At 65.6% G+C, this 26,273-nt stretch carries 19 protein-coding genes and 1 pseudogene; 9 read left to right on the top strand and 11 right to left on the bottom strand.

Annotation, left to right across the window (positions count from 1 at the left end; all coding sequences use genetic code 11):
• Positions 1-213 precede the first annotated feature (213 nt).
• On the bottom strand, positions 214-1,941 hold the full coding sequence (locus tag I6F28_RS35380; protein ID WP_036030586.1) for a hypothetical protein: 1,728 nt from the start codon (positions 1,939-1,941) through the stop codon (positions 214-216).
• A 420-nt stretch (positions 1,942-2,361) separates the two neighbouring features.
• Between I6F28_RS35380 and I6F28_RS35385 the strand changes: the two genes are divergently transcribed.
• On the top strand, positions 2,362-3,210 hold the full coding sequence (locus tag I6F28_RS35385; RefSeq protein ID WP_036015927.1) for a caspase family protein: 849 nt from the start codon (positions 2,362-2,364) through the stop codon (positions 3,208-3,210).
• Between the two features lie 123 nt (positions 3,211-3,333).
• Here I6F28_RS35385 and I6F28_RS35390 read toward each other — a convergent pair whose 3' ends face one another.
• The 4 genes from I6F28_RS35390 to I6F28_RS37565 form a co-directional block, all read right to left on the bottom strand.
• A complete protein-coding gene (locus tag I6F28_RS35390; RefSeq protein WP_036015950.1) occupies positions 3,334-4,227 on the bottom strand; it encodes an efflux RND transporter periplasmic adaptor subunit in 894 nt (297 codons plus the stop codon).
• A 213-nt stretch (positions 4,228-4,440) separates the two neighbouring features.
• Entirely contained in the window at positions 4,441-4,611 is a 171-nt protein-coding gene (locus I6F28_RS35395; protein ID WP_167361671.1) for a hypothetical protein, read from the bottom strand.
• A gap of 68 nt (positions 4,612-4,679) precedes the next feature.
• Complete coding sequence (locus I6F28_RS35400) at positions 4,680-5,807, bottom strand: lactonase family protein (RefSeq protein WP_225143626.1); 1,128 nt, start codon at positions 5,805-5,807, stop codon at positions 4,680-4,682.
• A gap of 141 nt (positions 5,808-5,948) precedes the next feature.
• Positions 5,949-6,080, bottom strand: coding sequence for a hypothetical protein (locus I6F28_RS37565; protein WP_260345447.1), 132 nt, complete (start codon positions 6,078-6,080; stop codon positions 5,949-5,951).
• Positions 6,081-6,228: 148 nt separating this feature from the next.
• Between I6F28_RS37565 and I6F28_RS35405 the strand changes: the two genes are divergently transcribed.
• From I6F28_RS35405 to I6F28_RS35415, 4 genes and pseudogenes are all read left to right on the top strand, one after another.
• Positions 6,229-6,405 carry a hypothetical protein gene (locus I6F28_RS35405; RefSeq protein ID WP_156447317.1) on the top strand — a complete coding sequence of 59 codons (177 nt, stop codon included), beginning with the start codon at positions 6,229-6,231 and terminating at the stop codon, positions 6,403-6,405.
• Positions 6,406-6,505: 100 nt separating this feature from the next.
• The gene (locus tag I6F28_RS37570; RefSeq protein WP_260345449.1) at positions 6,506-6,628 is read left to right on the top strand and encodes a hypothetical protein; all 123 of its coding nucleotides are present in this window, start codon (positions 6,506-6,508) and stop codon (positions 6,626-6,628) included.
• A gap of 28 nt (positions 6,629-6,656) precedes the next feature.
• Positions 6,657-6,833, top strand: a pseudogene (locus I6F28_RS37960) (hypothetical protein); the annotation flags it as partial.
• 115 nt (positions 6,834-6,948) lie between these two features.
• Positions 6,949-9,129 carry a PAS domain-containing sensor histidine kinase gene (locus I6F28_RS35415; RefSeq protein ID WP_036015932.1) on the top strand — a complete coding sequence of 727 codons (2,181 nt, stop codon included), beginning with the start codon at positions 6,949-6,951 and terminating at the stop codon, positions 9,127-9,129.
• On the opposite strand, the gene I6F28_RS35420 is transcribed toward I6F28_RS35415, so the two are convergent.
• The 3 genes from I6F28_RS35420 to I6F28_RS35430 all read right to left on the bottom strand — a co-directional run bounded on the left by I6F28_RS35420 (position 9,104) and on the right by I6F28_RS35430 (position 16,377).
• Positions 9,104-12,568 (bottom strand): ATP-binding protein, encoded by a 3,465-nt coding sequence (locus tag I6F28_RS35420; RefSeq protein WP_225143606.1) that lies wholly within the window; start codon positions 12,566-12,568, stop codon positions 9,104-9,106. The genes I6F28_RS35415 and I6F28_RS35420 overlap by 26 nt on opposite strands.
• Before the next feature lie 314 nt (positions 12,569-12,882).
• Positions 12,883-15,546, bottom strand: coding sequence for a bifunctional diguanylate cyclase/phosphodiesterase (locus I6F28_RS35425; protein WP_225143608.1), 2,664 nt, complete (start codon positions 15,544-15,546; stop codon positions 12,883-12,885).
• A gap of 138 nt (positions 15,547-15,684) precedes the next feature.
• Positions 15,685-16,377: a TolB-like translocation protein gene (locus tag I6F28_RS35430; protein WP_225143610.1), complete on the bottom strand. Its 693-nt coding sequence runs from the start codon at positions 16,375-16,377 to the stop codon at positions 15,685-15,687.
• A 180-nt stretch (positions 16,378-16,557) separates the two neighbouring features.
• On the opposite strand from I6F28_RS35430, the gene I6F28_RS35435 reads away from it, so the two are divergent.
• The 3 genes from I6F28_RS35435 (at position 16,558) to I6F28_RS35445 (ending at position 19,411) form a co-directional block, all read left to right on the top strand.
• Positions 16,558-17,631 (top strand): LysM peptidoglycan-binding domain-containing protein, encoded by a 1,074-nt coding sequence (locus tag I6F28_RS35435; RefSeq protein WP_225143612.1) that lies wholly within the window; start codon positions 16,558-16,560, stop codon positions 17,629-17,631.
• A 176-nt stretch (positions 17,632-17,807) separates the two neighbouring features.
• Positions 17,808-19,100, top strand: a complete 1,293-nt coding sequence (locus I6F28_RS35440; RefSeq protein ID WP_225114579.1) for a Spy/CpxP family protein refolding chaperone — start codon at positions 17,808-17,810, stop codon at positions 19,098-19,100.
• Positions 19,101-19,174: 74 nt separating this feature from the next.
• Positions 19,175-19,411 carry an AbrB/MazE/SpoVT family DNA-binding domain-containing protein gene (locus I6F28_RS35445; protein WP_036015962.1) on the top strand — a complete coding sequence of 79 codons (237 nt, stop codon included), beginning with the start codon at positions 19,175-19,177 and terminating at the stop codon, positions 19,409-19,411.
• A gap of 143 nt (positions 19,412-19,554) precedes the next feature.
• On the opposite strand, the gene I6F28_RS35450 is transcribed toward I6F28_RS35445, so the two are convergent.
• From I6F28_RS35450 to I6F28_RS35460, 3 genes are all read right to left on the bottom strand, one after another.
• Positions 19,555-20,421: a hypothetical protein gene (locus tag I6F28_RS35450; RefSeq protein ID WP_036015956.1), complete on the bottom strand. Its 867-nt coding sequence runs from the start codon at positions 20,419-20,421 to the stop codon at positions 19,555-19,557.
• Between the two features lie 218 nt (positions 20,422-20,639).
• Positions 20,640-23,087, bottom strand: coding sequence for an adenylate/guanylate cyclase domain-containing protein (locus tag I6F28_RS35455; RefSeq protein ID WP_225132175.1), 2,448 nt, complete (start codon positions 23,085-23,087; stop codon positions 20,640-20,642).
• A 192-nt stretch (positions 23,088-23,279) separates the two neighbouring features.
• Positions 23,280-25,340: an AsmA family protein gene (locus I6F28_RS35460; RefSeq protein WP_225143614.1), complete on the bottom strand. Its 2,061-nt coding sequence runs from the start codon at positions 25,338-25,340 to the stop codon at positions 23,280-23,282.
• 250 nt (positions 25,341-25,590) lie between these two features.
• Here I6F28_RS35460 and I6F28_RS35465 point away from each other — a divergent pair, with 250 nt between their 5' ends.
• A complete protein-coding gene (locus I6F28_RS35465; protein ID WP_036044931.1) occupies positions 25,591-26,265 on the top strand; it encodes a Crp/Fnr family transcriptional regulator in 675 nt (224 codons plus the stop codon).
• Positions 26,266-26,273 lie beyond the last annotated feature (8 nt).

Here is a 26,273-nt window from a genome sequence, read left to right on the forward strand (position 1 = left end):
GGCAGCCACAAACTGCTCTGGGTGGGCTCGATCCGATCGCCAGCGGCCTGCCGGGGTTGCAGCCCCGGCAGGCCATTCCTCTCGGAACACCCCAATCAATATCCGATTGCGCTATTACAAGGGTGGGTTAGCCGAAGGCGTAACCCACCACTGTTCGTATCCGCGGAGGTTAGATGGTGGATTACGCTTCGCTAATCCACCCTACGAGACCCCTCACCCTCGCGCCATCGCCCGCTTCGCCACCGCCAGCCCCATCAGCACGAACGCCGAGGTCACCTCCGGGCCACCGACCAGGATCCGCGTCGGCGTCTTCATCTTGTTCCATTCATAGGCGCGGAACGGGCCGCGGCGGCCGCCTTCACCGAGCCCGGCGACGATCACGTTCAGCGCCGGTGCGAAGGCGCGCGGGTCGGCGCCGAGATGGCCGAGCGCGATCAGCGCCAGCGCGGCGTCGAACACGTTCATCTCGGCCGCCATCAGCTCGCCCTTGACGTAGGACAGCACGCGATGGCGGATGAAATCGAAATCGCCGGCGGGATCGATCGCGGCCTGCGCCGCCAGCGGCAGCGCCAGGAAGGCGGCATAGCAGCGGCCGAAATAGGCGCTGTAGAGCTCCGGCAGATAATAGATGTGCGAGCGCGGATTGGCGAAGGCGCCGCTGGCGGCCAGCCGCTTCTGAAAGCCGATGATCCGGTGCAATGTTGCAAGCCGCGACGGCGTCTCCAGCACCTTCCAGCGCTCAAGGTTGCGGAAGCTTACCTCGAGAATGTCGAGATTGAGCGTCGGATCGAGATCGTTGCCGTAAGGGCGCTCGCCCTTGAGATTGTCGATCCAGGTCGCAACCCCGCCCTCATAGTCGATATTGTCGTTGAGCGGCACGGTCACGCGCGGTTCGTTGACGCCGGCGCGCACCTGATAGCCCGCATAGAAGTCCAGGAGCGGCTGGTCGATGATCGCGTCGGTACAGCCGGCCTGCGTCGCCGCGGAGATCGAGCAGGCCGTGGTGTCGCAATCCGGCACGTAGATGCCGAAACCGAGGTCCTGCTTGATCTGCGCGAAGTAACGGGAGAAGCGCGGATGCGGCGCCGGCGCCAGTGCGGTGACGACGTTGAAGCGCGCGCCGCCCAAGCCCTCGACCTCCTCGCGACTGATGTTGACGCAGAAATCGACCATGTCGGCGATCGCGCGCTCCGCCGCGACCTTGTCGGCCGGGGAGGCGAGCCCGGTCTCGACGAACCCGAGCAGGGCCTCGATGAAGAACGCGTCGTAATAGGCCGAGCGGTGGCGGATCTGCACCGGCTCCCACATCGGCTCGGCAATGCCTTTCCAGGGCGGATTGACCACGGCGCGCGCGGGCGAGCGCGCGATGAAGACGCGGGCGAGGTTGAACAGCAGCGAGGAATTCTTGTAGCCGCGCGCGTTGAGGCCCGTGAGCGCCATGATCAGCTCGCGGCCGCGGACATCAGGATCGCCGATCAGGTTGAAGGCGGCGTAGGTCGGCAGGAAGCCGTTGCGGCGGTACGAGCCGAGCAGATGCTGCGCGCAATCGCGGATCACGCCGTCGATCTCAGCGCTCTGCGGCATGGTGGCGGTGAACGGCACCGGCGGCGGCTTGGGGTGGTCGAGCGCGATGCTGTCGACGAGATCGGCGATCGGCTGCCCGACCGCCGCCCAGTCGGGCTCGGCCTCGTCGCGGGCCTGGGCGAGGGCCGCGCGCAGCCGCGTCAGCATCCCCTCGTCGCGCAGCTCGGGCAGGCCGGCGCGGCGGAGCAGGATCCGCAGCGCGGGATTGCCGAGGGCGGTCCTGTAGAATTTGGCGAGATGCGGATCGCCGCTGGCCGTATCCGACAATACGGGATCGCAGACGTCGTAAAGCGAGGGGCCGTCCTTCCGCGCCGTCAGCGCCCGGCAGGCGGCGCCGGCAAAATAATGAAAGCTCATGAAATACCTGGTCGCGGGGGCCTTGGTCGGGGACATCAGGCACGCTGCCATCTGCGCGCCACCCCCTGCAAGTCGTTGAAAAAGCTACCCGGATTCGCGGGAAAAACAAATGTGATGGAAGTCACGGAAAAGCCGGCACGAAGGCTGCATGATCGCTCTCCGGAAGGCTACGGGGAAGCCGTAAAGGCGGCAATTTGGATCGGAGAATTATCAAGTATATTCAGACGCTTAGTTCAAATTTTGAGCAATCTATTGCCCCAGGGCCTATATCCGGTTAAGGGTTTGTTTGGTGCGGCGCCGCAAATTGCGCGCAATTCGGGGTCACATCCCCGGCCAATCCCTCAAACCTAAAGCCGCTATCGCGCTACTCAAACAGTGTGCGCGCGCTTGGTAGGTCTTTGGCACAGGAAACGAAGCGAGATGAATCTAAAGCAGCTCGACCTTTCCAGACGTACGATCGCCCTCGCCGCGGCCCTCATCGGCACGGTGTCGCTGGTGATCGGCGCCCATGCTGCTCTCAACATGCGTGCGATCGATGCCGCCAAGGCGGTCTCGACCGATCAGATCACCGGTTCGATCGGCCAGAGCTCGCGCCTGGCGCTCGTCATCGGCAATGGACATTACCCCGACGCCAGCGCGCCGCTGACGCAGTCGATCAACGACGCCCGTGCGCTGTCCTCGTCCCTGCGCAAGAACGGCTTCGACGTCGACATGGTGGAAGATGCGACCCGCGACGACATGGTCCGCGCCGTGAGCCGCCTGAAGTCGCGGATCACCCGCGACAGCGTCGTCATGCTGTTCTTCGGCGGCTACGGCGTGCAGGCCGGCCGCGAGAGCTACATGCTGCCGGTCGATGCCGTGATCTGGAAGGAAAAGGACGTCCGCCGCCAAGGCGTGTCGATCGAGGGCGTGCTCGAGATGATGAAGGAGCAGGGCGCCAAGGCCAAGCTCGTCGTGGTCGACGCCTCCCGCCGCAATCCCTACGAGCGCCGCTTCCGCTCCTACAGCCACGGTCTCGCGCCGATCAGCGCGTCCGACAATGCGCTCATCCTCACCTCCGCCTCGCCCGGCAAGGTCGTCGACGACGGGAAGGGCGAGCACAGCGTGCTGGTCAGCGAGTTCCTCAACAACCTCAGCAAGCCCGGCAGCGCCGAGAGCGTCTTCAACAAGACCCGCCTCGCCATCTCCCGCGCCAGCGAAGGCGACCAGGTCCCGACCGTATCGTCGTCGCTGCTCGAAGACGTCCGTTTCGGCGAAGCCGGCGGTTAGTTCGCGGCTCTTGTAGGGTGGATTAGCCGAAGGCGTAATCCACCGCTTCTCTCGCGTCAGCTTGGAAAGCAAAGAGGTGGGTTACGCCTTCGGCTAACCCACCCTGTACCTACGACGTTGCTCCTACTTCGCCGCTTCCGCGCTCGCCATCACGGGACGCACCGGATCGCCTTCGCGCAGCAAGGCACCGGCGCGGGCGACGACGACGTCGCCCTCGCTGAGGCCGTCGCGGACCTCGATATTGCCGCCGGACATCAAGCCGACCTCGACACGCTTGGTCTCGACGCGGTTGCGGCGGATCACCTGCACCACGGTGCCGGCGGACGAATATTGCACGGCGGTCAGCGGCACCGCCACGTTGCAGCTCTGCCCGGTCTTGATCAGCGCGCGCCCGCTCCCATTCAGCAGCAGCCGCTTCTGCGAGGAGATGCCGATGTAGACCATGCCCTGCTGGATGTTCGGCTCGACGGTCGGTCCGATGCGGCGCACCTTGCCGCTGATGTCGCCGCCACCTGGGATCCGCACGGTGGCCTGCTGATTGACCGCGAGCTTGCGCACATCGGTGGTGGCCACGAGGCCGACGAGGTCGTACTCGCTGCGCGCCACGATCGTGAACAGCGCCTCGCCCTTGGCCGAGGCGAAGTTGCCGATCTGCGCGGTCGAGGTCGCGATCACCCCCGCCACGGGCGCGGTGACCTGAAGCGTGCCGCCTTCGGGCAGCGCCAGCCGGGCCAGCACCTGGCCGGCGGTGGTGGTGTCGCCGGCTTCCGCCAGCACGTCCGTGACCTTCAGGCCGGGCCGCTCGGGCCGCACCGAGGTTTCCTCACGCGCGATGATCGTGCCGGTGGCTTCGACGACGTCGGAGAAGCAGGATTTCGCGACCTTCAGCACCGTGACCGCCGGCCCCTTCGGCGCGTCGTCATCGGCGGCACCGGCCGGATGGGGGCTGAGGACGAGCAGGCCGGCGACGGCTGCGGGGCACAGGTTTCGAACAACGGCGCGGGGCAAATGACGCATCGGAAATTCCAATTGGGTAAATTCCACTTGGGCTATGCCTCCAATCGATAGCAGATGGCCGCCGCCCGCACTACGGCCGCGTCGTCCCGAAACAGGACGCCGTGCCGCCGCCGGCAGTCGCGGCAAGCAAGTCTTTGACAAGCAAGTCTTTGATGAGTCGCGGGATTGGAGAACAGGTTCGCTCCGAAGAGCTCGAGTCGCGCGCGGCGGGCGTCAGCGGCGCCGCTCACCCACCGGCTTGCCGCTGGCCCGCTCGATCAGATGCAGCCGCGTGCAGGCCGGACACGACACCGACACGTGCGTGCGATCGCTCGGCTCGTCGGTAAGCCGATGCTGCACGTTCAGGCCCGTCTGGGGGCATTTGAAGACAATCTGCCGGTCCATGACCGAGATATGACGCCAAGCCGGGCCTCGCGAAATTACGGATGTTTACGTAGGTCGGCGATGGCTCCTCACGGCAGTTTCAGGAACTCGACCCAGTTCGGTTTCTTGCCGGTGGGGTAGGATTTCAGCTTGGTCAGCGCGCCGCTGCCCTGGTCGATGGCATGAACCGTCATGCTGTCGGAGAGCTCGCCGACCGCGGCGAGATAGCGGCCGCTTGGATCGACCTGAAAGCCGCGCGGTTGCTTCTCGGTCGGCACGCTGCCGATCGTGGTCAGCTTGCCGCTCGAGCCATCGACCCTGTAGGCGGTGAGCGTGCTGGTGGTGCGCTCGGAAGCGTAGAGGAAGCGGCCGTCCGGCGTGATGTGGATGTCGGCCGCCCAAGGTTTTCCCGAAAACCCTTCCGGCAGCGCGGTGGTGCGCTGGATCTCGTCCCACGCGCCGCTCCTGGCTTCATAAGTGAAGGCCGCGACATCGCCGTTCAGCTCGTGGAGGAGATAGACGAACTTGCCGCCGGGGTGAAACACGAAGTGCCGCGGCCCCGATTTCTCCGGCACCTTGTGCACCGGCGGATCGCTCGGCGTCAGGGTGCCGGTCGTGGCATCGAATGCGAAGGCCAGCACCTGATCGGAGCCGAGATTGGTCGCGAATGCGAAGCGGTTGTCGGGCGATGGCAGGAAGGCGTGGGCGTTCAGCCCGGTCGGGATCACCTGCTTGGGCTCGCCGGCAACGCCGTTGCCAAGCAGCGGATTCAGCGCGACCTTGTTGCCGCCATAGGAGGCGCTGAACAGGTACTTGCCGCTGCGGTCGATGGCGATATGGGCCATGCTGTCCGCGAGCGGTCCGTTGCCGAGATGGCTGAGCTCGCCCCTCCTGGGATCGATCGCAAAGCTCACCGCGAGAGTGGGCTGCGAGCGGATGCCGGCGATCAGCGTACGGTGGTCGGGCGTGATCGCGAGCGGTGTCGAGGAGCCCGGCTTTTCGACGCCCTTGAAGGCGGCCGTCTGCACGAGCGTCATCTCGCCGCTCTCGCTCATCTTGAACACGCTGATGTCGTTGCTGTCGGCATTGCCGACATAGGCGAAGGTTTCGGCCATACCGGCACGGACTCCAGAAATGAGGGCAAGCGAAGCGAACAGGGCGGCGGCGATCGCAGCGCGTGGCGCGCGCGATGCGATGCGTCGGATCGGTCTCGACATCGGTCTCGACATGGGCTCCTCCTGAAAGCTGGCTCGCGGTATTATCGTTTTTGCCGCGAGCATAGCGGGCGGAGCGACGCCGCACCAAAATCCAATGGGGATCGATCGATGCCGAAATCGCATCGGTCGCGGGATGCCGGGTCAGCGCGCCGCTGCGGTTCGGGAGGGCAGACGCAACCCGGACGGCTGGTCCGGCGGCCCGAGCATAGTCCACACGGTGATCGCGACCAGGGCGGAGGTCATGAGGGTCCAGAGGATGAGTCGTTTTCGCATCAGGCCAATCCATCGGTGCAAGCCGCGAGGCCAAGGGCCGCGTCAGCGATCCTGCACTGCAAAGAGCGGCGGTTCTATGAGGCCGTTCACAGGGCGAAAACGGCCGATGCTGTCGCGAACCAATGCGCTGCGAACGCATTGAACCGACATGTCCCGCGCAAACGATCTCGAAGGCAAGCCCGACATGGGCGGCAAGCATGGCGGTCAAGCCGGCCAGCCCAAGCTTCCGCCGCGCCCGCACGAGGGCGAGCGCGATGCGGATGTCGTGGCAAAGCGCCACACCGGCCAAACCGATCGGGCGGCGCCGCCGACCAAACCAAAATAGTACCTTGCCGCCGCCCTCGCGGCAGGCCCCCGCGCCGGGAACGGCGGCATCGCTCTGCCGTTAGCTCGGGGCGTGAGAGAGGGAAAAGGGAGGCTGGCTCGTGTTTTGGATCTGTTGGAACACCGCGTGGTCGCTGATCATCAGCGGCATCATGGTCGCCACCATCGTCAGCCACCCCGACGCCGAATTCGCCGAAGTGCGGGCGGCCCGACAATCGATGTGAGCTTCTCTTACCGTTTCATGCACGCGCGCGTCACAGCGCCGGCGAAAAGCCGACTGAGGGGCGCGTGATGCAATGTCGACTAGGGCCCGTCGGCCGGAGTTCCCGACCGTCTCAGCGAGGCGATAACCGCGAGCTCCGAGGCTTGATCCCTATCTTCCCCTCGGGGGAGGCCCGACTGTCGAAGCGCCGCTCGCGGACGCTTTAACCGCACTCGGCGCCGCCAGGTCTCAACCAGCGGTTGGCGACCTTGGAACGCTCCAGGCTTCCATGCGTTCAAGCTCATTGCGTAGGCGCCCGCCTGCGGCACGTCGGGGCTATGTATGTCGAATGTCGAGGAATTTCCGCTCTCTGCCCGCAAGCTGACCGAGTTCGAGGCCCTGGTAGCGGCGGCTCCGGGTGCGCTCGAGGCCATTCCGGGCGCGGTCTATGTCTGCGATAGCGAAGGCGGGCTCGTGACCTACAACCGCGAAGCCGCGGAATTGTGGGGCAGAACTCCAGAGCTTGGTTCCGTCGAGAAGTTCTGCGGGTCGCATCGTCTCTACAGGATGGACGGCACCGTGCTTCCGCATTCGGAGTGCCCCATGGCCAATGCGGTCCGGCTCGGTCTTCCCACGCGCAACACGGAGGTCACCATCGAACAGCCGAACGGCTCGCGGATCACAGCGCTCGTCAACATCCGTCCCCTGCGCGATCATGCCGGCCGCATCCAGGGCGCAATCAATTGCTTTCAGGACGTTTCAGATCGCAAGAAGATCGAGGAAGAGGTTCGTGCAAAGACCAAGGATCTCGAGGACTTCTTCGAGAACAGTGCGGTCGGGCTCCATATCGTGGGTGGCGACGGCATCATTCGCAGGGCCAATCAGGCCGAGCTCGATCTGCTGGGCTACAGCGCCGAAGAGTATATCGGTCACCATGTGGCCGAATTTCACGCGGACGCCCCCGTCATCGGCGACATTCTCCACCGACTGTCCTGCGGCGAAAGGCTGGACCGTTATCCTGCCCGCCTGCGCGCGAAGGACGGCTCGATCAAGCACGTACTGATCACCTCCAACAGTCGTGTCGAGGACGGCAAGTTCGTCAGCACGCGCTGCTTTACAGCTGATGTCACCGGGCTGCGCGTGGCCGAGCTGGCGCGCGAGGCGAGCGAGACTCGCCTCGCTGCAACCTACCAAGCGGCCAAGGTCGGCATCGCCGAGGCCGATGAACATGGGCGGCTGCTCCGGGTCAACGATTATCTGAGCGAGATCACCGGGAGATCCCGTGAGGAGCTGCTGGGGATGAGCTTTTCCGACTATACTCATCCCGACGATTGCGCCGCGGATCTTGCCCTCTATGAGCAACAGGTCCGTGGCGAGATTCCAAGCTACACCTGCCGCAAGCGCGCCCTGCGCCCCGACGGCAGCGTGCGTTATCTCGAGATCTTCAGCTCTTCGGTCACGGACAGCGCGGGACGCTTCCGCTACGGCGTTCGCGTCAGTCACGACGTCACGGAAGCCAAGCGATTGCAGGATCGGATTCGCGAGAGCGAGCAGCATATGCGCGATCTGCTCGAGGCGCTGCCCGCCGCACTCTACACCACCGACGCAAACGGCCGCATCACCTTCTACAACAAGACCGCCGTCGAGATGGCCGGGCGCACGCCGCTGCCCGGCGACGAATGGTGCGTGACCTGGAAGCTCTATTGGCCCGACGGCACGCCTCTGCCGCACGACCAATGTCCGATGGCGATCGCGCTCCGGGAGGGTCGGCCCGTGCGTGGAGTGGAGGCTGTCGCGGAGCGACCGGACGGCACGCGCGTGCCGTTCATTCCCTATCCGACGCCGCTATTCGATTCGGGGGGCAGGCTGATCGGTGCAGTCAACATGCTGGTCGACATCACCGAACGCAAGCGCGCGGAAATGGCGCAAACCCTCCTGATTGATGAGCTCAATCATCGCGTCAAGAATACCCTGGCGATGGTGCAATCGCTCGCCGGCCAGACCGCGCGCCATACCAGCAGTCTGGACGACTTCAATCGAACCTTCGAGGGCCGGTTGCTGGCGCTCTCTCGTGCGCATGATCTCTTGACCGAGCGCAAGTGGCAGGACGCTCCGCTCCAGCGGCTCGTCGAGGACATCACGGCGGCTGTTGCGGAGGATGGCCGGATCAGGATGGAAGGTCCACCCGTCGCGCTCAATGCGCGCTCGGCGCTCAGCTTTACGATGGTTCTCAACGAGCTCCTGACCAACGCGACGAAGTACGGTGCCTTGTCGGCGCCGGATGGGACGCTCTTGATGCGATGGAGCCTGCGGAATGCCGGGCACGGCACCATTCTCGATTATGAATGGGTGGAATCCGGCGGCCCGAAAGTCACGCCGCCCATGCGCCGCGGCTTCGGCACGCGGCTGATGGAGCGCTGTGTCGAGGCGGACCTCGGCGGCGAGTTCGATCTCGCCTTCGAACCGGGCGGCGTGCGCTGTCGCATGTCGATGCCGGTCACGGGCACTGTCGGATCGAATTGATTCGCGCGATCCATGGCTGATCTCTGGATGACAGCATATCGAGCTCGTTTGCGAGCGCGATGGCTTCTTTCACGTCCGGCGTGACGAGCCCTTCACGGAGCCTGCCGACAACAGGCACAAGCAGGTCCATCGCCTGCTCAAGCTTGTCGGAATCTCGCCAGAGGCGGGCCAGGCTGACGGCTGTCCGCAGCTCCCACGAGCGGGCATTCTGTCCGCGCGCGACTTCCAGCGACTGCACGAACAATTCCTCGGAGTCGGCCGCTGGTCCGGCATGGGCCCGGATGAACTCCCCTTGCAGGCGGTAGATCTCCGCCAGATAGAAGTGATCGCCCGTCCTCTTCGCGACCGTCAAGGCACCATCGAGCGCGCGCAAGGCCGCTTCCGACAGACCGGCCCTCGCATAGCCTTGCGCGAGGAGGCATCTGAACCAGCAACTGGCGAGCCAGGAATTCTGCGCCTCGTAACCCTCGACGCCCGTGCGCATTTCGCTCAGACCTGCATCCATGTCCCCGAGCTCGGTCAGCGCCCATCCATGCAGAATGGTGGCCTGTTGCTTCCAATGCAGAAAGCCGTGTTGCGATGAAATGGTCATCGCGCGGCTGGCATAATCTCTGGTGCCCGTGACGTCGCGCAGATGCTGACAAAGGTATGCGCCAAACACTTGCGCGAATGCCAGCGTAAAAGGATGGCGCATTTGCTCGGCATCGGAAATCGCCTGCTCGCTGTGCTGCCGCGCGGTGTCGGGCTGCCCCAGGAACCATAGCAGGTATCCGAGGTACGACATCGACATGACGCCTGGATTGAGGAGCCTTTCCGCCGAACCGCGATGCAGAACCGGATCATCGAGTTCGATGGAGCGACGAAGATGATGTTGCGCCGCCAGAAACCGCCCGCGGTAAAGCATGGTCGCCGCGATCGACCTGTGGGCCTCCACGAGGTACAGGGTCTGCTTCGACAGCAACTCGCTCGGACGTTCCCGTTTGGCGAATTTCAGGAGTGCGGCACTCAGACCGTGCGCCTTGGTCAGGTCAGCCCGAATGAAGTGGTGCATCCAAAGGCCTCTTATCGCCGCTAGCACCTTGTCTTCATCATCGAGCTGCCGTCCGAGCTCGAGGCCTCGGGCAAAATTGTCTTCCACCTCCTGTGTGCCGTAACCTTTGGCAGCGATCAGCGCGTTACCCAGCGCAATGCGAAGCTCCAGCTCCATTTCATCGCGGTCGGGCATCTCGGGACTGCCGAGGACGACCGCTAGGCCACGGCGCAGGTGGCCGATCGCTTCCAAATAGGCTCCCAACCTTGCGGCGTGCCTGCCGGCCTTGATCCAGGAAGCTGCAGCCGGCTGGCTTTGATCGGATTCGGTCAGATGATAGGCGAGAAGCTCCGGCTCGCGCTCGGTCTTTTCCGGATAGTTCTGACTCAGCACCGACGCGATCCGCGCGTGGAGCCGTCTCCTCTCGCTGCGCAACAGGCTCGCATGCGCTGCATCCTGGATCATCACGTGCTTGAACGAGTAGAGCGCATCCGGCGGATGGCCCAGCCGGACGATCAGCCCTGCCTCCTCCAGGCGATCGAGCGCCGCCTCGATCTGGTCGGCTGGTACGGAGGCGACAGCGTTCAGCATCTCGTAGGAGAACTGCCGGCCGATGGTGGCTCCGATCTGTGCGACCCTCTTGAACGGGCCCAGCCGATCCAGACGCGCCATCAGCGAATCCATCAGAGTCGCCGGGATTGCCAGCGGTCGCCACGAACCGGAGAGCACATAATTTCCCCGTTCCTCGGTCAGAAGGTCGCTTTCGAGAACGGCTTTGGTCAGCTCCTCGACGAACAGCGGCACGCCATCGGTCTTGACGATGATGTCCTCGACGACTTCCTTCGGCATTTTGCGGCTGCCGGCAACCCGCTCGACCAAGGTCGTCCGCTGCTGCCGGCTCAGCCTGTTCAGCACCAGCGTCGTGATGTGAGAGTGAGCGCTCCAGCTCGGCTTGAATTCGGAACGGCAAGTGATGACGACGAGAATGGGCGTGTACTGGACCCGCTCCACCAGCAGATCGATGACCTCCCGGGATGTCGGATCGATCCAATGGGCGTCCTCGAAGGCGATCACCAGCGGCTGATCGTGCGCGAGGCCCAGGAGATGATTGATGAGGGCGGAGACGATGGCGTCCTTTTGCTGCTGCGGCGACAGATCGAGCGGAGGATAGCGACCTCCGGTCGGGATCGACAGCAGCGCCGCAAAGAGCGGCGTCATCTGCTCGATGTCGCCATGCGCGGCCGCAACGGTCCGCTCGAGACTCGACAGAGACGAGGCCGAAGCATCGTCGCGGTCGAGGCCCAGGGCAAATTTGAGCTGCTCGATGAAGGGATGGAACGCCGTCGAGCTGTAGTAGGGCGAACACTGGAACGAGACATGCCCGTGCCGATCCCCCGCAATCCGCACGAAGATTTCCTGGACGATGCGCGACTTGCCAATGCCCGGCTCCCCGAACAGCACCACGACTTGGCCGTCGCCCGCCTTGGCCTGCTCCCAGCGGCCGAGCAGAACCGTGATCTCGTCGTCGCGATTGACGAGTGGCGTCAGCCGGGAGCCGATGGCTGCGGCAAAGCGGGTCTCCACGCGCGACGGCCGCACCACATGCCACGCCTGTGTTCTTCCGGCTATGCCCTTGAGTGCATGGACCCCGAGATTGCGATAGTCGAACTTTCCCTTCAACAGCGACTGCGTCGACGACGAGATGACCACCCCGTTCGGCGGCGCCAGGCCCTGCAATCGCGCCGCCAGATTGACGGTCTCGCCGACCGCGGAATCGCGCTCCTCGGTCCCCTGGCCGACCAAGTCGCCCACGACCACCAGTCCCGTCGCGATGCCGATCCGGACGGCGGGCGCTTGGTTGAGCGCACTCAGCGGCTCGATCGCAGGCGCGGTCGACAATGTCCGCACGATCTCGAGACCAGCCCGCACCGCTCGCTCGGCATCGTCCTCATGCGCCTTCGGGTAGCCGAAATAGACCAGGATGCCGTCGCCGACGAAGCGGGCGGCAAATCCTTCATAGTGTTTGACCACACCCACGCAGGTTTCGCGAAAGCTCGCGATCATGTCACGCACGTCCTCGGGATCGAACTGTGCGGAGAGCGCGGTGGAATCGACCATGTCGCAGAACATCGTGGTGAGCTGGCGACGTTCCGCAACGATTGCCGTAGCGGGCAATGTGTGGCCCGCGGCTGGCGCGGCCATTCCGGAAAGGGACGCCGTTGCACGCTGAAGCCGCTTGCGGTCTCCGAGCGGCAGTCCAATCTGTGCCAGATCCGGTTCGGTCAGGTGGGGCAGGATGTCGAGATCGATGCGATGGCGGACGAAGAGGTCCGTGTATTGGCTGAGCCCAACGCTTTCAAGCCAGTGTCTCAGACGCTCCGTCCCCGTCCTCGACTCATCATTCGGCATGCGGAAATCCCTGGTTCAAATTGCGCTGAGCGGCTCCAAAATGCCTGTGGTTTGCGCTTGGATGGGGACTCGATGCGGCTCTTCGTTGCGGCGGCCAATGGAGGCAAACCATCGGTATTTTGAGCGTTTCTTGCCCGCGTCTCGAAAATGAGGCGGATCGGCGGCTCACCATTTCGACGAGCCAGGTGCGCAGAATTCAATGAATTGATAGCTGTCGGTCGCTGATTGTCAAATCGCCGCACGACTTCGAACCGAACACTCAGCGGCGCCGCTTTCCTCGCAGCGGACATCCGGGCCAGACGTGGCGTCGCCGGCTAGGCCGCGACCGCCTGCGCCGCCAGCAGCTGCTTCAGCTTCGTCGCCGGTACCGCCGGGCTGAACAGCCAGCCCTGCATCTGGCTGCAGCCGAGCTGGCGCAGCACCTCGGCTTGCGCTTCGGTCTCGACGCCTTCGGCGGTGGTCGCCATATGGCGCGCGGCGGCCATGCGCACCACGGCCTGCACGATCGGCGAGGAGTCCTCGGACTGACCGATGTCGCTGATGAAGCTGCGGTCGATCTTGATCTTGTCGAACGGGAAGCGGTGCAGATAGCTGAGCGAGGAATAGCCGGTGCCGAAATCGTCGAGCGCGATGCGCACGCCGAGCTCGCGCAGCTGCTGCAGGATCGCCAGCGCCTCCTCGTCGTCGCGGATCAGCACCGTCTCGGTGATCTCGAGCTCGAGCCGGCCCGGCGCGAGCCCGGACTCCGCGAGGGCGGCGGCGACCTTGAGCGCCAGCGTGCGCGAGCGGAACTGGACCGGCGACACGTTGACCGCGATGTGAATCCGTCCCGGCCACGAGGCAGCCTCGACGCAGGCCTGCTTCAGCACCCATTCGCCGATCTCGCCGATCAGGCCGGTGTCTTCGGCGACCGGGATGAACTCCGCCGGCGAAACCATGCCGCGCTCGGGATGGCGCCAGCGCAGCAAGGCCTCGCAGCCGGTGACGACATTGGCGGTGAGGTCGACCAGCGGCTGGTAGTGCACCTCGAATTCGCCGCGCGCGAGCGCCTGGCGCAGATCGAGTTCGAGCTGGCGGCGCTGGCGCGCCTTGGCGTCGTATTCGGGCACGAACAGGCGGAAGGTGCGGCGGCCTTCCGACTTCGCCGCATACATCGCCAGATCGGCGCGCTTGAGCAGATCGTCGAGATTGTCGCCGTGATCGGGCGCGACGGCGATGCCGATGCTGGCATCGGTCGGAACCTCGTGCCCCCTGCAATCCACCGGTGCGCGCAACGCCTTGAGGATGGTTTCCGCCAGTGCCGTCAGCTCGGCCGGATCGGAGGTGCCGGCCTTGACGATGGCGAATTCGTCGCCGCCCAGCCGCGCGACCATGTCGTTGCCGCTGACGCAGGCGCGCAGGCGGTTCGCCACCTGGCGCAGCAGTTCGTCGCCGACCTCGTGTCCGAGCGAATCGTTGACGCCCTTGAACTCGTCGACGTCGATATAGAGGATCGCGAATGGCTTGCCTTGCGCGAGCTCGGCGACGCGGCGTTCCAGATGCCCGCGCAGCAGCACGCGGTTGGGCAGATCGGTGAGGGCGTCGTAATGCGCCAGATGGGCGATGCGCTCGTCGGCGCGGATACGCTCGGTGACGTCGTCATGGGTGGCGAGCCAGCCGCCGGCAGCGGCCGGCTGGTTCTTGATCTCGATCAGGCGGCCGTCGGCGGTTTCGACGATCGCGCTCTTGGTGCGGCCGACATTGCTCAGGATGTCGTCGCAATAGGCATCGATGTCGCCCTCGAACGAGCCGGTGTCCCGGCGGTGCCGGATCACGTCGCGGAAGTGGACGCCGGGCTTCACCACGGCGACCGAGAGCCCATACATCTCGATGTAGCGGCGGTTGCAGACGATCAGCCGCTCGTCCTGATCGAACATCAACAGGCCCTGCGTCATCGTGTTCATCGCGATGTCGAGCCGCTGCTTCTCGAGCGACAGGCGGTGCGTCACCTGGCGGAAGATCAGAAACAGCGTGAGCACCAACAGGCCGATCGACAGCGCGGCAATGGTGACGAAGAATTTCGTCTGCGTGCGCCAGGTCGCCAGCGTCGCATCGAGCGACTTGGTCGCGACCACGACCAGCGGCTCGCCGGTGAGCAGGCGCGAGGCGACGATGCGGTCCTTGCCGTCGATCGGGCTTGCGAGCTGGGTGGTGACGAAGGTGCGCTCGAACACCGCCATTTGCTCCGGCGTGCCGGTGCGGAAGTTCTGCCCGATCATCGCTTCGACGTGTGGAATGCGGGCGAGCAGCTGGCCGTTCTGGTGGTGCATCGCGATCGAGGAATCCTCGCCGAGCCCGGTCGAGGCGAAGAAGGATTCGAGCTGCTCGGGCGTGATCGCGCGCGAGACCAGCCCGAGGAATTCGCCGTGCGGGCCGGAGATGCGCCGCGCGAACACGATCGCCGGTCCGTTGCCGAACCGGCCGGGCACGACCTCCACCTCCTCCTGTGCGGCCGGATCGTCCTTGAGACGGTTGAAATAGCCGCGATCGGCGATCGAGATATCGGCGACCGGCCATTGCCGCGACGAGTTGATCAGCACGCCCCTGGAATCGAACACATTGGCGCCGGCGACGTCGGACCAGCCGCTGGCTTTCGCGCGCAGCACCTCATGCACGGCGAGCGTGCCCATCTCGCTGCGGAAGATTTCGGCGGACTGGATGCCGTGGCTCTCGAGCTCGGCGATGATGCTCTTCTGCAGCACCGCAAAGTCCTCGAACTGCCGGTCGAAATGCCGGGCGAGCATGCGGACGGCGTTTTCAAGGCTGTCGCGACCGCTCTCGATGGCATTCTGCCGGAAACGGTCGACCGTGAGCGCGGTGCCGATGGCGGTCGCAAGCATCAGCACGAAGCCGCCGGCGATCAGCCACGTCAGCGGCGCTCCGCGCCAACGGCGGAGCAACGCGCGCGTTCGCGCGGTCCATCGGATCGATGCGCCCATCCAGCCCTCCCGTGGGACGCAAGATGCAGCAAAACCGACAAGACCCGGTTACCATTGACGGTTAGGAAAATATGAATCGGAATGGAATCAGAGGGTTGGTTCCATCGTACAGGAGACCGCGGCGAGACCGCAGGACCTTCAGCGCCTGATTTTCCACTTCAAGGCTTCCGCGTTGCCCTTGGCGAACATCTTCGGCACATCGAATTTGCCGGTCGCGAGGTCATAGCGGCATTTCCAATCCGCAAGGCCCTTCACCGCGACGTTCTTCGGATGCTTGTCCGTCTCGCCCGACAGCGAGATCAGGAGATAGCGGTTGTTGGTCCAGTCGACGCCGAGCCAGCGATACGCATCTTCGGTGCCCTTCACCAGATTCGCCGTGATGTGATAGTCGAGCTTCATGCTCTTGGTGTCGGGCCGGCTGCGGAAGTAGGCCCAGGCCAGATCGCCGAGCGACGTCTTGGTCGCGTTGACGAAGCTGCCGTTCTCGAAATGATAGAGGAAGAGGTCCTGCTCGCCCGAGCCGGTCTTCTGCATCCGCACCAGCCATTGCGAGTCGGCCGTGAAACGGAAGCCGGCCGGATAGCCTTGCTCGGGCTTCAACTCGCGCATCTCCCCGCCGCGTCGCGCCCAGACCTGCCACTTGATGTCGAAATCCTCGTCCTCCTTCATATACTGCTCGAGCCTGGTGGCGCCGTCGGGCGAGGTGAAGGCGAGATCGGCATCGTCGGAAAGCGTGAAGCCGGGCGGCGGGCCGGAGGCGGCCAAAGCGGGTGCAGCGGCCAGCGTCAGAGCAACCGCTAGGGATCCCGCGGCACGGGAGAATACGGTCACGGGAGGAATTCCCTTGAAGAATGCCGCCAGGCGGCCTTGATACTTGGACACCCGCGTGGTCGCGCCGGTTCATCCCGCGCGCCTGGACGGAAGCATAATCCTATCGACAGTCTTGCTGCGGCAGCCAAATCGGCGCACCTTGCCGGCCTCGGCTGATTTGCCACCCAAGGTCCTTTTCAAATGATCACCGCCTCCAAGGCCTTCATTGCCTTCTGTCTGCTCGCGCTGGTCGGCACCGCGCTGGTGATCGGCCCGACCGAGCTGCGCCGCCTGCTGCCTGATGGGACGAAGGTCACCGTCGCCGCCAAGCCGGAGGCCAAGGTCGAACCCCAGGTCGGAGCCAAGGTCGAGCCCAAGCTTGAAGCCAAGGTCGAGCCCAAGGTGGAGTTCAAGCCTGAGTCCAAGCCTGAATCCAAGCCAGAGCTGAAGCCGGAACAGCCGAAGCTCGTCGACAGCGCGCCGCCTGCACCCGAGCCGAAGGCGGGCGCGCTGGCCGAGACCCAGAAGCAGGTGGCCGCGCTCGGTGACCTCGTGCCGGTCAAGCCGCCGGCGCCGGCTGCAGATGCCGGCCCCCGTTTCGACGTCGCCCGCATCGACGATCACGGCGAGGCGGCGGTGATTGCCGGCCGCGCCACGCCGGGTGCGCGGGTCGAGCTGCTGCGCGACGGCAAGCCGCTCGACAGCGTGGTCGCCGACGCCTCGGGCCAATTCGTGATGACCCCGCCGCAGCTGCCGGCCGGCTCATATGACCTGACGCTCCGCGCCAGGGCGCCGGACGGCACGGTCACCGAATCCGGCCGGACCATGCCGGTCACAATCGCCGCGGCGGCGCCGACGCCCGTGCGCATGCCGCCGGTTGCGAAGCAGGAGGCCAAGCCGGCCGAGAAGCCCGACGACAAATCGGATGTCGTCGCCGCGCTGCCGTCGGCCTCGCCGCGGCTGGCGTCGGTGCCCGACAGGCAAGCGGCCCGGCCGAAACTGATCGGAGCACCGAAACCCAAGGCCTTCGCGCAGGCGCCGAGGGCCACCGTGGTTGCATCGGCCTCGCCGGCGGAGGCGCTCACCGCCGCGCCGGCCGAGGCCGGCGGCAGCCGGATCATCGCCCGCGGCGACAGCCTGTGGGCGCTCAGCCGGCTCGCTTACGGCGACGGTTCCCGCTACGCCGTGATCTTCAACGCCAACCGCGACAAGATCCAAAACCCCAATCTAATCTATCCCGGCCAGACCTTCGTGATGCCGCAAAAGGCGGAGTGACACGGCACAGCCGGCGCGTTGCGACGCATTGTCCTGTGTCTCTCTGGAACATTCGGTTCCCTCGCGCGTCTTCGTGATGCGACGCATTGCGCACTTGGCGCGGGAGGGAGGGCCAAGACGTGGCCGAACAAGACGTGGCCAAACCAGTCGTCAGGTCAAAAATCCTCTCGGGGCGCATGGGACTGGCGCTGGCTGGCGCGGTCCTGGTGGTTGCAACAGTGCTGCTGCCTGACAGAGCCGAGGCGCAGTTCGGCTTGCGCGGCGGTCCGGTCGGGGTTGCGCGCTTCGCCGTCGGCCACGTGATCGGCCTGTCGCGCCTGCGCCATTCCCGCATGGCGGTGCGCGGCGGCCGCTACCGGTCAGCTGCGCTGAGGTCGCAGGACCCGCGCGGGGCCGACCGCAGCCAGCTGTCGAACCCTTACGTGATGCGTGCGGCCCTCACGGCGCAGGCTGCGCTGGCGGGCTGGCAAGGCGGCCGCCGCCCGCAGGGCTGGTGGCGTCATCCCGATGGCAGCTATGGCTGGGTCGGCCCGGTGTTCTGGCCGTTCGCCCATGACGATCTCACCAATGCGATCGTCTTCGGCGATACCACCAGCCTCTCGCTCTACGGCTACGGCGATATCTATGCCGCGCTGTTCACGCCCTATGCCGCCACCGAGCTTGCCGCCTACACCGTGCCGCAAGGCCGTCGCGCGCGAAAAGTCCCGACCGCGGAGACGCTGTGCGAGGCCAGCGACACCGGCGGCCTGCCGGTCGAGCGCATCGCGAGCGCCGTTGCACCGAACGAAGCTCAGCGCACCGCGCTCGACGAGCTCTCATCCGCCTGGAATGCGGCGCGCGACACCATCCGCACCGCCTGCCCGGCGCAAACCCCTGCGAATGCGGCGGAGCGCCTCGGCCTGATGCGCGAGCGTGTCGAGGCCATGATCAAGGCCATCGACACCATGGAAGCGCCGTTGTCGAAATTCGTCGGCCTGCTCAATGACGACCAGAAAGCCCGGCTCAACGCCTTAGCCAATGAGCGTCGCGCCGCGCTGGCGTCCTACCAGTCCAAAAACGCTGACAAGAACGCGGGCAAGGACGCATCCAAGGACGCACAGGCGGCCAAGGCCTGCCAGGCGGACTACGATCCTATTTCCGACGAGAACGCGCAGCGCCAATACGAGCAACTGCTCCAGCAGCAATGGCCCGCCGCCGAAATCGCGGCCACGCTCCACCTCGACGAGGTCGCCCGCGCCCGCTTCGAGGTGCTGCAGGACACCACGCTCCGCACCATGCAGACGCTCAGCGCCTGTCCGACAGAACCCGCTGCAACGGCGCAGGCCCGCCTCGCCGCCGTGAAGGCGCGGCTGCAGACCATGCTGCAAGCCGTCGGCGCCATCGCCGACGCGCTCGACGATTTCCAGGCCGATCTCAGCGACGAGCAAAAGGCCGGATTCGAGGCGATCGGGCCAAAGCGAGGGGCGTGAGGGGACGCCAGCTTGGAATGCCATCATATCTCCCTATGATATGCAGATAGGGATGCACATCACGGAGGGTGCTGGTGCTGGTTTCCAAATGGGGCAACAGCCTCGCAGTGCGCCTGCCCAAAGCGCTAGTTGATGAACTCGGCCTCAAGGAGGGCGACGAAATCGATATCGTGGCCACTCGCAAAGGCGCGATCGAAATCGAGACCAAGGCGGAGCAGCGTCGGCGTGCGATCGAGAACATGGAGGCGCGCAATTGGGCGGCCTTGCCCGCCGGCTACAAATTCGATCGGGACGAGGCGAACGAGCGGTGATCGCGTTCTTTGACAGCGGTGATTCTGGGACCTTCAGCGCGGCCGCAGCATCGGCGGGCTCACCATCGTCAATCCGTTCCTCGGCATGGCTCCGTGAACGCTCGCATCATCGCAAAGTCCGGATCCTTGCGCGGCTTCCATGATCACCCGCACGCCCAGTCGAACTTCATGTCCTTGAAGTCGAGCTGCGCGTTGCCGCCGCCGAAATTGTAGCCGCCGAAATATTCCTCGAACTCGATATAGAACGGGCTCATCTCCGGCACGGCCTGGCAGGGCCGCATGGTGCCGCCTAGGTGGTTGTGGGCGTGATCCTTGGCCCAGTCGTGCAGGCGGAAATTGTCGCGGCCCGGCTTGCCGCCGACATAGTAGTAATATGGCTGATAGCCGGTCGGCGGATTTTCGCGCACGTGCTCATCCTGCGGGCCCTTGCCGGCGTTGGGATCATCAGCGCGCGGCGACAGCGCGATCGCGCGCGTCTCGCTGAGATCGGCACGCGGCGGGGCTGCAAACATCTTCTTGGCGTAGCTAGGTGCGGCCTCGAAGAAGGCGCTGGCACCGCCGACATCGAGCCAGCGCGGCCGCTCCACCGTTGCCAGCGCAAGCGGCGCCGGCGGCGCGGCGAACGCGCCGTCATATTCGGCCTTCGTCAAGAGCAGCGCGGCATAGGCGTAGTCGAGAATGTCGGTCATGCGCGACAGGCGCGGATGCGACGGCCGCGCCAGCACCGCCTCGCGAATCTCGGGATCGTCGGGCGCGCCGCCGTCATTGTGATCGGGCGCCGTGGCGAAGAACGACAACGCGACGATGTCCGCGCCATGCACCCGGTAATCCTCCGGCAGCTTTAGCGTGAAGCCGTGCATCAAGGGATAGCCGGTGACGGGATCGAGCGGCCATTGCTCGGATGCAATGCCCGGCGGCAGCCCAAACACCCAGCCCTGATCACGCGCGCGATCCGCGGGCCGGTCCAGCATCTGCAAATCATAGGCACGCGAAGGCAGGGCAAGCGTCACGAATCGTCTCCCACGAAGTCCGCCTCGCCGTTGAGGCGATGGTTGGTCGCGGGGAGGAGGGATGTGGTTCGTGAGAGGGAGCTGGGATGCTGCCAATCTGCCGGTGTTTTGCCCGACGTGTCAAATTGCGCGGCACGCGGCCGAGGCCTGCCGTAAGTCATTGATCCCAAAGCCCCTGCCTACTGTGCATGGGGTTGTTTTCGCAGTTTTGTTTGCGGCTACCCCCTTCGCCGCACCGCCGCCGCATCCACCACGTTCTCCACCTCCTCGCGCCAGCTCAGGATCTCCATCGCCAGCACGGGGTGATTGAAGCCCTTGAGCTGGAGATCGTCGAGGGCGCGGGCTTCGACGAAAGGCTCGACCATGCCGTAGACGCGGCGGCTGACCACGATCTGGTTGGGCTTGGCTTCGCTGCAGAGGCGGGAGGCGAGGTTGGTGACGCTGCCGATCGCGGCATATTCCAGCCGCTGCTCGAAGCCGACCTGGCCGAGCGTGGCATAGCCGAGCGCGACGCCGATGCCGAAGCCGAGGCTATGACCGCGGTTGCGCCAGCGCTCGGTCAGGGGGCCGATCGTGTCGCGCATCTCCACCGCCATCTTCACAGCGCGCTTGGTGTGGTCCTCGAACTGGATGGGGGCATTGAACAGGATCATCACGCCGTCGCCGGCATATTTGTCCAGCGTGCCCTCGTACTTGAAGATCAGCTGGCCGAGTGCGGCGTGATATTCGCGCAGCACGTTCATCGCCTCTTCCGGCTCGGTCGCTTCCGTGAACGCGGTGAAGCCGCGCAGGTCGCAGAACACCACCGTGACCTCGCGGCGCTGGCTGGTCAGCAGCCCCTCGGGGCTGTCGGAGGAGGCGATCAGCTGCGCCACCTGCGGCGCCAGGAAACGCTCGAGCTTGCGGATGCGCTCGATCTCGCCGAGCTGGGTCCGGACGCGCTCCTCCAGCGACTTGTTCCAGTCCTTGAGCTGCTCGGTCTGCTCGCGGAGCTTGTCGGCTTGCGCGCGCACGGTCGTGTTCGCCGCCTCCAGCGCGTGGCTCTTGTGGTCGACCTCGGTAAACAGCTGCGCATTGCGCATCGCCAGCACGGCCTGGTTGGCGAAGGTGCGCATCAGGCCGATGATGCTGGGCGCGAACGCCCCGGTGGCGCGGCGCAGCACCACGAGCGAGCCCAGCGTGCCCTGCTGGTCGATCAGCGGCACCACCAGCACCGAGTTGAAGCCGGCCGCGAGCGCGGCCTCGCGCAGCGGCTGCTCGGCGGCATCGCCAAGCTCGGCCAGCGCGATCGGCGCGCCGCTGTCGGCGGCATCGCTCAGGATGTTGCCGCCTTGGGCGATGGTGACATGCGCGCCCTCGGCGGATTTGTCGATGCCGTTGGCCTCGACCAGGTTGAAGCGGCGCGCTTCGGCGTCGAAGCCGTAGATCAGCACCGCGTCGGCACGGGTGATCTCGATGGCGCGGGCGGCGATGGTTGCAAGCACCGCGTTGAGATCGAGCGAGGAGGCCACCGCGCGGCCGACCTCCTCCAGCACCTTGAGCTCGTGGATCGACTGCGCGAGATCGCGGGTGCGCTCCTCGACCTTGCTCTCCAGGTTCGAATAGGTCTCCTGGATCTGGTCGGCCATGCGGTTGAACTGCCCGGCGAGGTCTTCCAGCTCGTCGGAGGTGTGCACGTCGATGCGGTGGCTGAAATCGCCTTCGCCGAGCTTATGCGCACCGTCGCGCAGCGCCGTGATCGGGATGATCATGCGGCGGGCGAGCAGCGTGCCGGCGAGGATCGCGACCATCAGGCCCATGCCGATCAGAAGCGCGATGCGCACCAGCTGGTCGCGGATCGGCATCAGGGCCTGCGTGGTCGGCTGCTCGAACAGCACGCTCCAGCCGAGCTTCGGCACGATGCTCGCGGCGCTCATCACCGCATGGCCGTTGAAGTCGGTGCCCGACGTCTCGGCTTCGTGGCCGGGCGCGATCGCGGCCGCCACCTGCGGCAGTTTGGAGAGGTCCTTGCCGATCTCGGGCCCTTTCGATGACGTCGCCAGCACCCGGCCGCGCGGATCGACGACATAGGCGAAGGCGGCCTTGCCTACTTGCGCGTCGGACAGGAAGTCGGAGAGGAAACCGAGGTCGATCTCGGCCACGGTGACGCCGGCATTGAAGCCGGAATGCGCCACCGAGATCGACATCAACGGCGTCCGGTCGGCGAACCAGGCCGGCGCGTAGGTGACGCCGCGGGCGACGGCGTCGGTGAAGCGCACGTCGCGGGAGAGGTCGGCATTGCCGCCGGTCGTGGTCGATTGCCTGGAGACGCGCAGCACCTCGCGGCCGTCGCCGTTGAGCTGGAACAGCTGGTTGACGACGGAAACCTGATGCAGCAGCGACGCATAGTCGGCGCGGCGCTTCTCCAGCGTGTCCTGGCTCGCGCGCGTCACCCAGCTGATCTGGCGGTCGAGCTCCGAAATCGCCTGCTCGATGCGCCGGGCGGCCGCCTGCGCCTTGTCCTCCAGGCCGTCGGTCAGCTGTGTCCGCGTCGCGCGGTAGGAGATCCAGGTCTCCATCGCCCCGTTGACGGCGAGGACGAACACGACGAGGCCGACGAGAGAGACGACGTATTTGGCGAACAGGCCCTCGCGCAGAGATCGTGTCTTGTCGTTCGCTCCTGCCATCCCGATCCTCTCGCGCCGCCACTGACGCTGCGCGCTATGGGCCGTACAGGCCCTTCCAAGCCGTTCTAGCACAATTTGGACCGAAGGGCCGTCGCGCGGCCGGGGACCGGCCGGTGTGGTTACCCCCTGTGGCCTCCTGGGCAGGTGGACGGGCGGCGATGGTCGCAGCCCGATCTGTTCGAAGGAGGGAGCTTAGCGGTTGAAGAGCTGCCGCAGCACGTCGTTCATTGGCTGACTGTCCTGCTGCGCGGCCGGCGGATCCTCCAGGGCGGGGGCCGCAGGGGAGGCCTGCGGCGCCGGCGTCGAGGGCGTTGCCGGCAGGCTGCGGTTGCGCCCGGTGCCGGTGCCAGTGCCGCTCCCCGCGCCGCTGGAGAGACCATGCTGGATCAGATTGCCGATCGCCTCCCCGAGCGGGCCGCCAAGCAGATTGTTCTGCCCCGGTTGCTGGCCTTGCGGATTGGCATTGCCGCCCGGCGCGACGGTGCCACCAAGGCCGAGGCTGCCCAGGATGTTGCCGAGCCCGGCGCCGTCAGGGCCGAACAGGCCCTTGCCCATCTCGCGCAGCTTGGCATAGGCGGCGTCGGGATTGTCCAGCATGCCGGCCATGTCGGGATAGATCCGCGGCTGCGACCAGGAGCCCTGGATCATCACGGGAATGCCGAAGCCGACCGGCTCGGAGGTGCGGCCCTGGCCTTCGGTCGTCATCACGAGCTTCGGCTCGACGCGAAAGCCCATCATCTTGGTGTCGAGCGCGATGGTGCCGGCGCCGGTGACGCGCACCAGCGGCCCGATCAGGTTGAGATCGGTCGTCACCGCCTGACCCTTGTCGATGCGGAAGGAGGCCGAGAGCTGCGACAGATCCGTGCTCTGCTCCTGGCTCGGGTCCTGGTTTCCGTTTTGGTTTCCATTCTGGTTTCCTTGCCAGCCGGAGAGCGTGCTCGTCGTCAGCGAGCGGATCATCTGCGCGACATTGATGCCGCGGATCGCGCCGTCCTGGAAATTGACGAAGGCCGTCCCTTGCATGTTCGCCATCAGCGCGCGCTGGCTGTTGCCGGCGCTGCGCAGGGCGAGTTTGGCCTGCAGCTTGCCGTCGATGCGATCGAACTCGGCAAGGCTCTGGAGCAGCGGCAGCGCGCGCACGCCGACGAGGTCGGAATGCATGGCAAAGCTCGGCGCGCCGGTCGTCGCGTCCAGGATCACCTCGCCCGAGACCTGGCCGCCATAGGCGCCGAGATTGGCCGTGCCGGCCTTCAGCACGCCGCCGGCGAGCTTGGCGTCGAGCGCCAGCGGCGCGATGCGCGCATCGCCGATCACCGCCTCGTTGGCGGAGATCCGCACTTGCGCATCGACATAGTTGAGCCCCGAGACGTCGATCGGCGCATTGCTCCAGGGCTGCCCGGACACGCCTTCCGGCGATTTCGCCAGCGGCATGGCGAGCCGATGGAAGTCGAGATCGACCTTGACCAGCGGCTTGCTCGCGATGTCGACGGAAGCCCAGCCATTGAAGGCGCCATCGCCGAGCCTGCCGTTCACGCCGTTGATCATCACGACATTGCCGCTCAGCCGCATCTCGGCCTGGCCGGTGAGCTGGGACTTCAGCACGCTGGGCATATCGATAGCGAAATCCACATGAAACGCCGGCCGTTCGGCCGGCGAGGCCGCCTTGATGTCGAACTTGGTCGGGTGATCGCCGACGCGCGCGGTGCCGGTGATGTTGACCTTGCGGTCGCGGTCCAGGGTCGCGTCGGCGTTGATGGCGCTGATGCGGCCCTCGACACGGTCGCGCAGGCGCGAGAATGCCACCTCGCCGTCGGTGATCTTGATGCGGTCGATGGTGGCGCCTTTGGTGTCTAGCGCGAGCGGCTTCGCAGGCGCGGCCGCATTCGGCAGGCGTTCGCGCAGCAGCGGCTGGTAGAGCACGGGACGGGTGACGACGAGCTCGCTGATCTCGGGCCTGCCGGACCACACGCTCGCGAGCGACATGTCGGCCTGCACGCGATCGATCGTCAGGCGCGTGATGCCGCTGCGGTCCTTGGGGTCGGCCAGCGTGAGGTCGTTCAGCGTGACGTTCAGCGTCGGCCATAGGCTGATCTTGGTGGTGCCGTCGATCGACAGCCGATAGCCGGTCGCACTCTCGAGGCGCGAGGCGATCGTCGAGGTCAGGAAGCCCGAGGGGATCCCGACCACGAGCAGAAGTGCGATCACGACGATGACGGCGGCCAAAGCCCCGCCGACGAATTTCAATGCTCTCATGTCGACTTTCCAGCAACGGACAATCCGCGCCGAACCCGGCCGATCACCCGTCCTTTGCGCCCGGAGTTTATCCCCGGACGGGAAGCGGCTCCAAGCGCGCAAAAATAGTCAGGGGGTGCTGCAAAGTTATGTGACTTATGACACACTTCTCTGGCGCTGTTTTACGCGATCCTGAGGTTGATGGTTTCAAGCGATTTGCCAAGACGATTTGCCAAGAGACGATGACCAGCACGTTCACAAGGACATTGACATGAGCAAGCAGGCCGAATTTGCGGTCATCCTGAAGATGAACCCGATGTTCGCCGATCTCGGCGCAGACGAGCTCCAGCGGCTGTCCAATCTCTGCCACACCCAGCATTTGGCCAGCGGCGAGGTGCTGTTCCAGAAGGGCGATCCCGGCAATGCGCTGTTCGGCGTGCGCCGCGGCCAGGTCCGCATCGAGACCGGCGCCGCCGACGGCAGCCGGCTGACGCTGAACTTCATGGGGCCGGGCGACCTGTTCGGCGAGGTCGCGGTGCTGGACGGCCAGAACCGGACGGCGGACGCGACCGCGGGCGAGGCCAGCGAATTGTTCGTGCTGCGGCGCGAAGACTTCCTCGGCTTCCTCGAGCGCGAGCCCAAGGTCGCGATCAAAATCATCGCGCTGCTGTGCCAGCGCATCCGCTGGCAGAGCGAGCGCATGGAAGAATCCATGCTGCAGCCGCTGCCGGTGCGGCTGGCGCGGCGGCTCTGCGCGCTCGCCGCCGATTTCGGTTCCGAGGTCCACATCTCGCAGGAGCAACTCGGCGTCTTCGTCGGCGCCGCCCGCGAAAGCGTAAACCGCCAGCTCCAGGCCTGGCGCAAGGAAGCGATCCTCGATCTCCAGCGCGGCCGGATCCTGCTGCGGAACATGACCAAGCTGACCGCGATCGCGCGGAACGAGTAGGGCGAGCA

It is taken from the genome of Bradyrhizobium sp. NBAIM14 (assembly GCF_020193895.1).
Lineage (GTDB): Bacteria > Pseudomonadota > Alphaproteobacteria > Rhizobiales > Xanthobacteraceae > Bradyrhizobium > Bradyrhizobium yuanmingense.

What these genes read in the sequence shown, in the direction of transcription:
- I6F28_RS35380 (WP_036030586.1), bottom strand. Translation starts at nt 1,941, where the DNA reads ATGAGCTTTCATTATTTTGCCGGCGCCGCCTGCCGGGCGCTGACGGCG.
- I6F28_RS35385 (WP_036015927.1), top strand. Translation starts at nt 2,362, where the DNA reads ATGAATCTAAAGCAGCTCGACCTTTCCAGACGTACGATCGCCCTCGCC.
- I6F28_RS35390 (WP_036015950.1), bottom strand. Translation starts at nt 4,227, where the DNA reads ATGCGTCATTTGCCCCGCGCCGTTGTTCGAAACCTGTGCCCCGCAGCC.
- I6F28_RS35395 (WP_167361671.1), bottom strand. Translation starts at nt 4,611, where the DNA reads ATGGACCGGCAGATTGTCTTCAAATGCCCCCAGACGGGCCTGAACGTG.
- I6F28_RS35400 (WP_225143626.1), bottom strand. Translation starts at nt 5,807, where the DNA reads ATGTCGAGACCGATCCGACGCATCGCATCGCGCGCGCCACGCGCTGCG.
- I6F28_RS37565 (WP_260345447.1), bottom strand. Translation starts at nt 6,080, where the DNA reads ATGCGAAAACGACTCATCCTCTGGACCCTCATGACCTCCGCCCTGGTC.
- I6F28_RS35405 (WP_156447317.1), top strand. Translation starts at nt 6,229, where the DNA reads ATGTCCCGCGCAAACGATCTCGAAGGCAAGCCCGACATGGGCGGCAAG.
- I6F28_RS35415 (WP_036015932.1), top strand. Translation starts at nt 6,949, where the DNA reads ATGTCGAATGTCGAGGAATTTCCGCTCTCTGCCCGCAAGCTGACCGAG.
- I6F28_RS35420 (WP_225143606.1), bottom strand. Translation starts at nt 12,568, where the DNA reads ATGCCGAATGATGAGTCGAGGACGGGGACGGAGCGTCTGAGACACTGG.
- I6F28_RS35425 (WP_225143608.1), bottom strand. Translation starts at nt 15,546, where the DNA reads ATGGGCGCATCGATCCGATGGACCGCGCGAACGCGCGCGTTGCTCCGC.
- I6F28_RS35435 (WP_225143612.1), top strand. Translation starts at nt 16,558, where the DNA reads ATGATCACCGCCTCCAAGGCCTTCATTGCCTTCTGTCTGCTCGCGCTG.
- I6F28_RS35440 (WP_225114579.1), top strand. Translation starts at nt 17,808, where the DNA reads ATGGGACTGGCGCTGGCTGGCGCGGTCCTGGTGGTTGCAACAGTGCTG.
- I6F28_RS35455 (WP_225132175.1), bottom strand. Translation starts at nt 23,087, where the DNA reads ATGGCAGGAGCGAACGACAAGACACGATCTCTGCGCGAGGGCCTGTTC.
- I6F28_RS35460 (WP_225143614.1), bottom strand. Translation starts at nt 25,340, where the DNA reads ATGAGAGCATTGAAATTCGTCGGCGGGGCTTTGGCCGCCGTCATCGTC.
- I6F28_RS35465 (WP_036044931.1), top strand. Translation starts at nt 25,591, where the DNA reads ATGAGCAAGCAGGCCGAATTTGCGGTCATCCTGAAGATGAACCCGATG.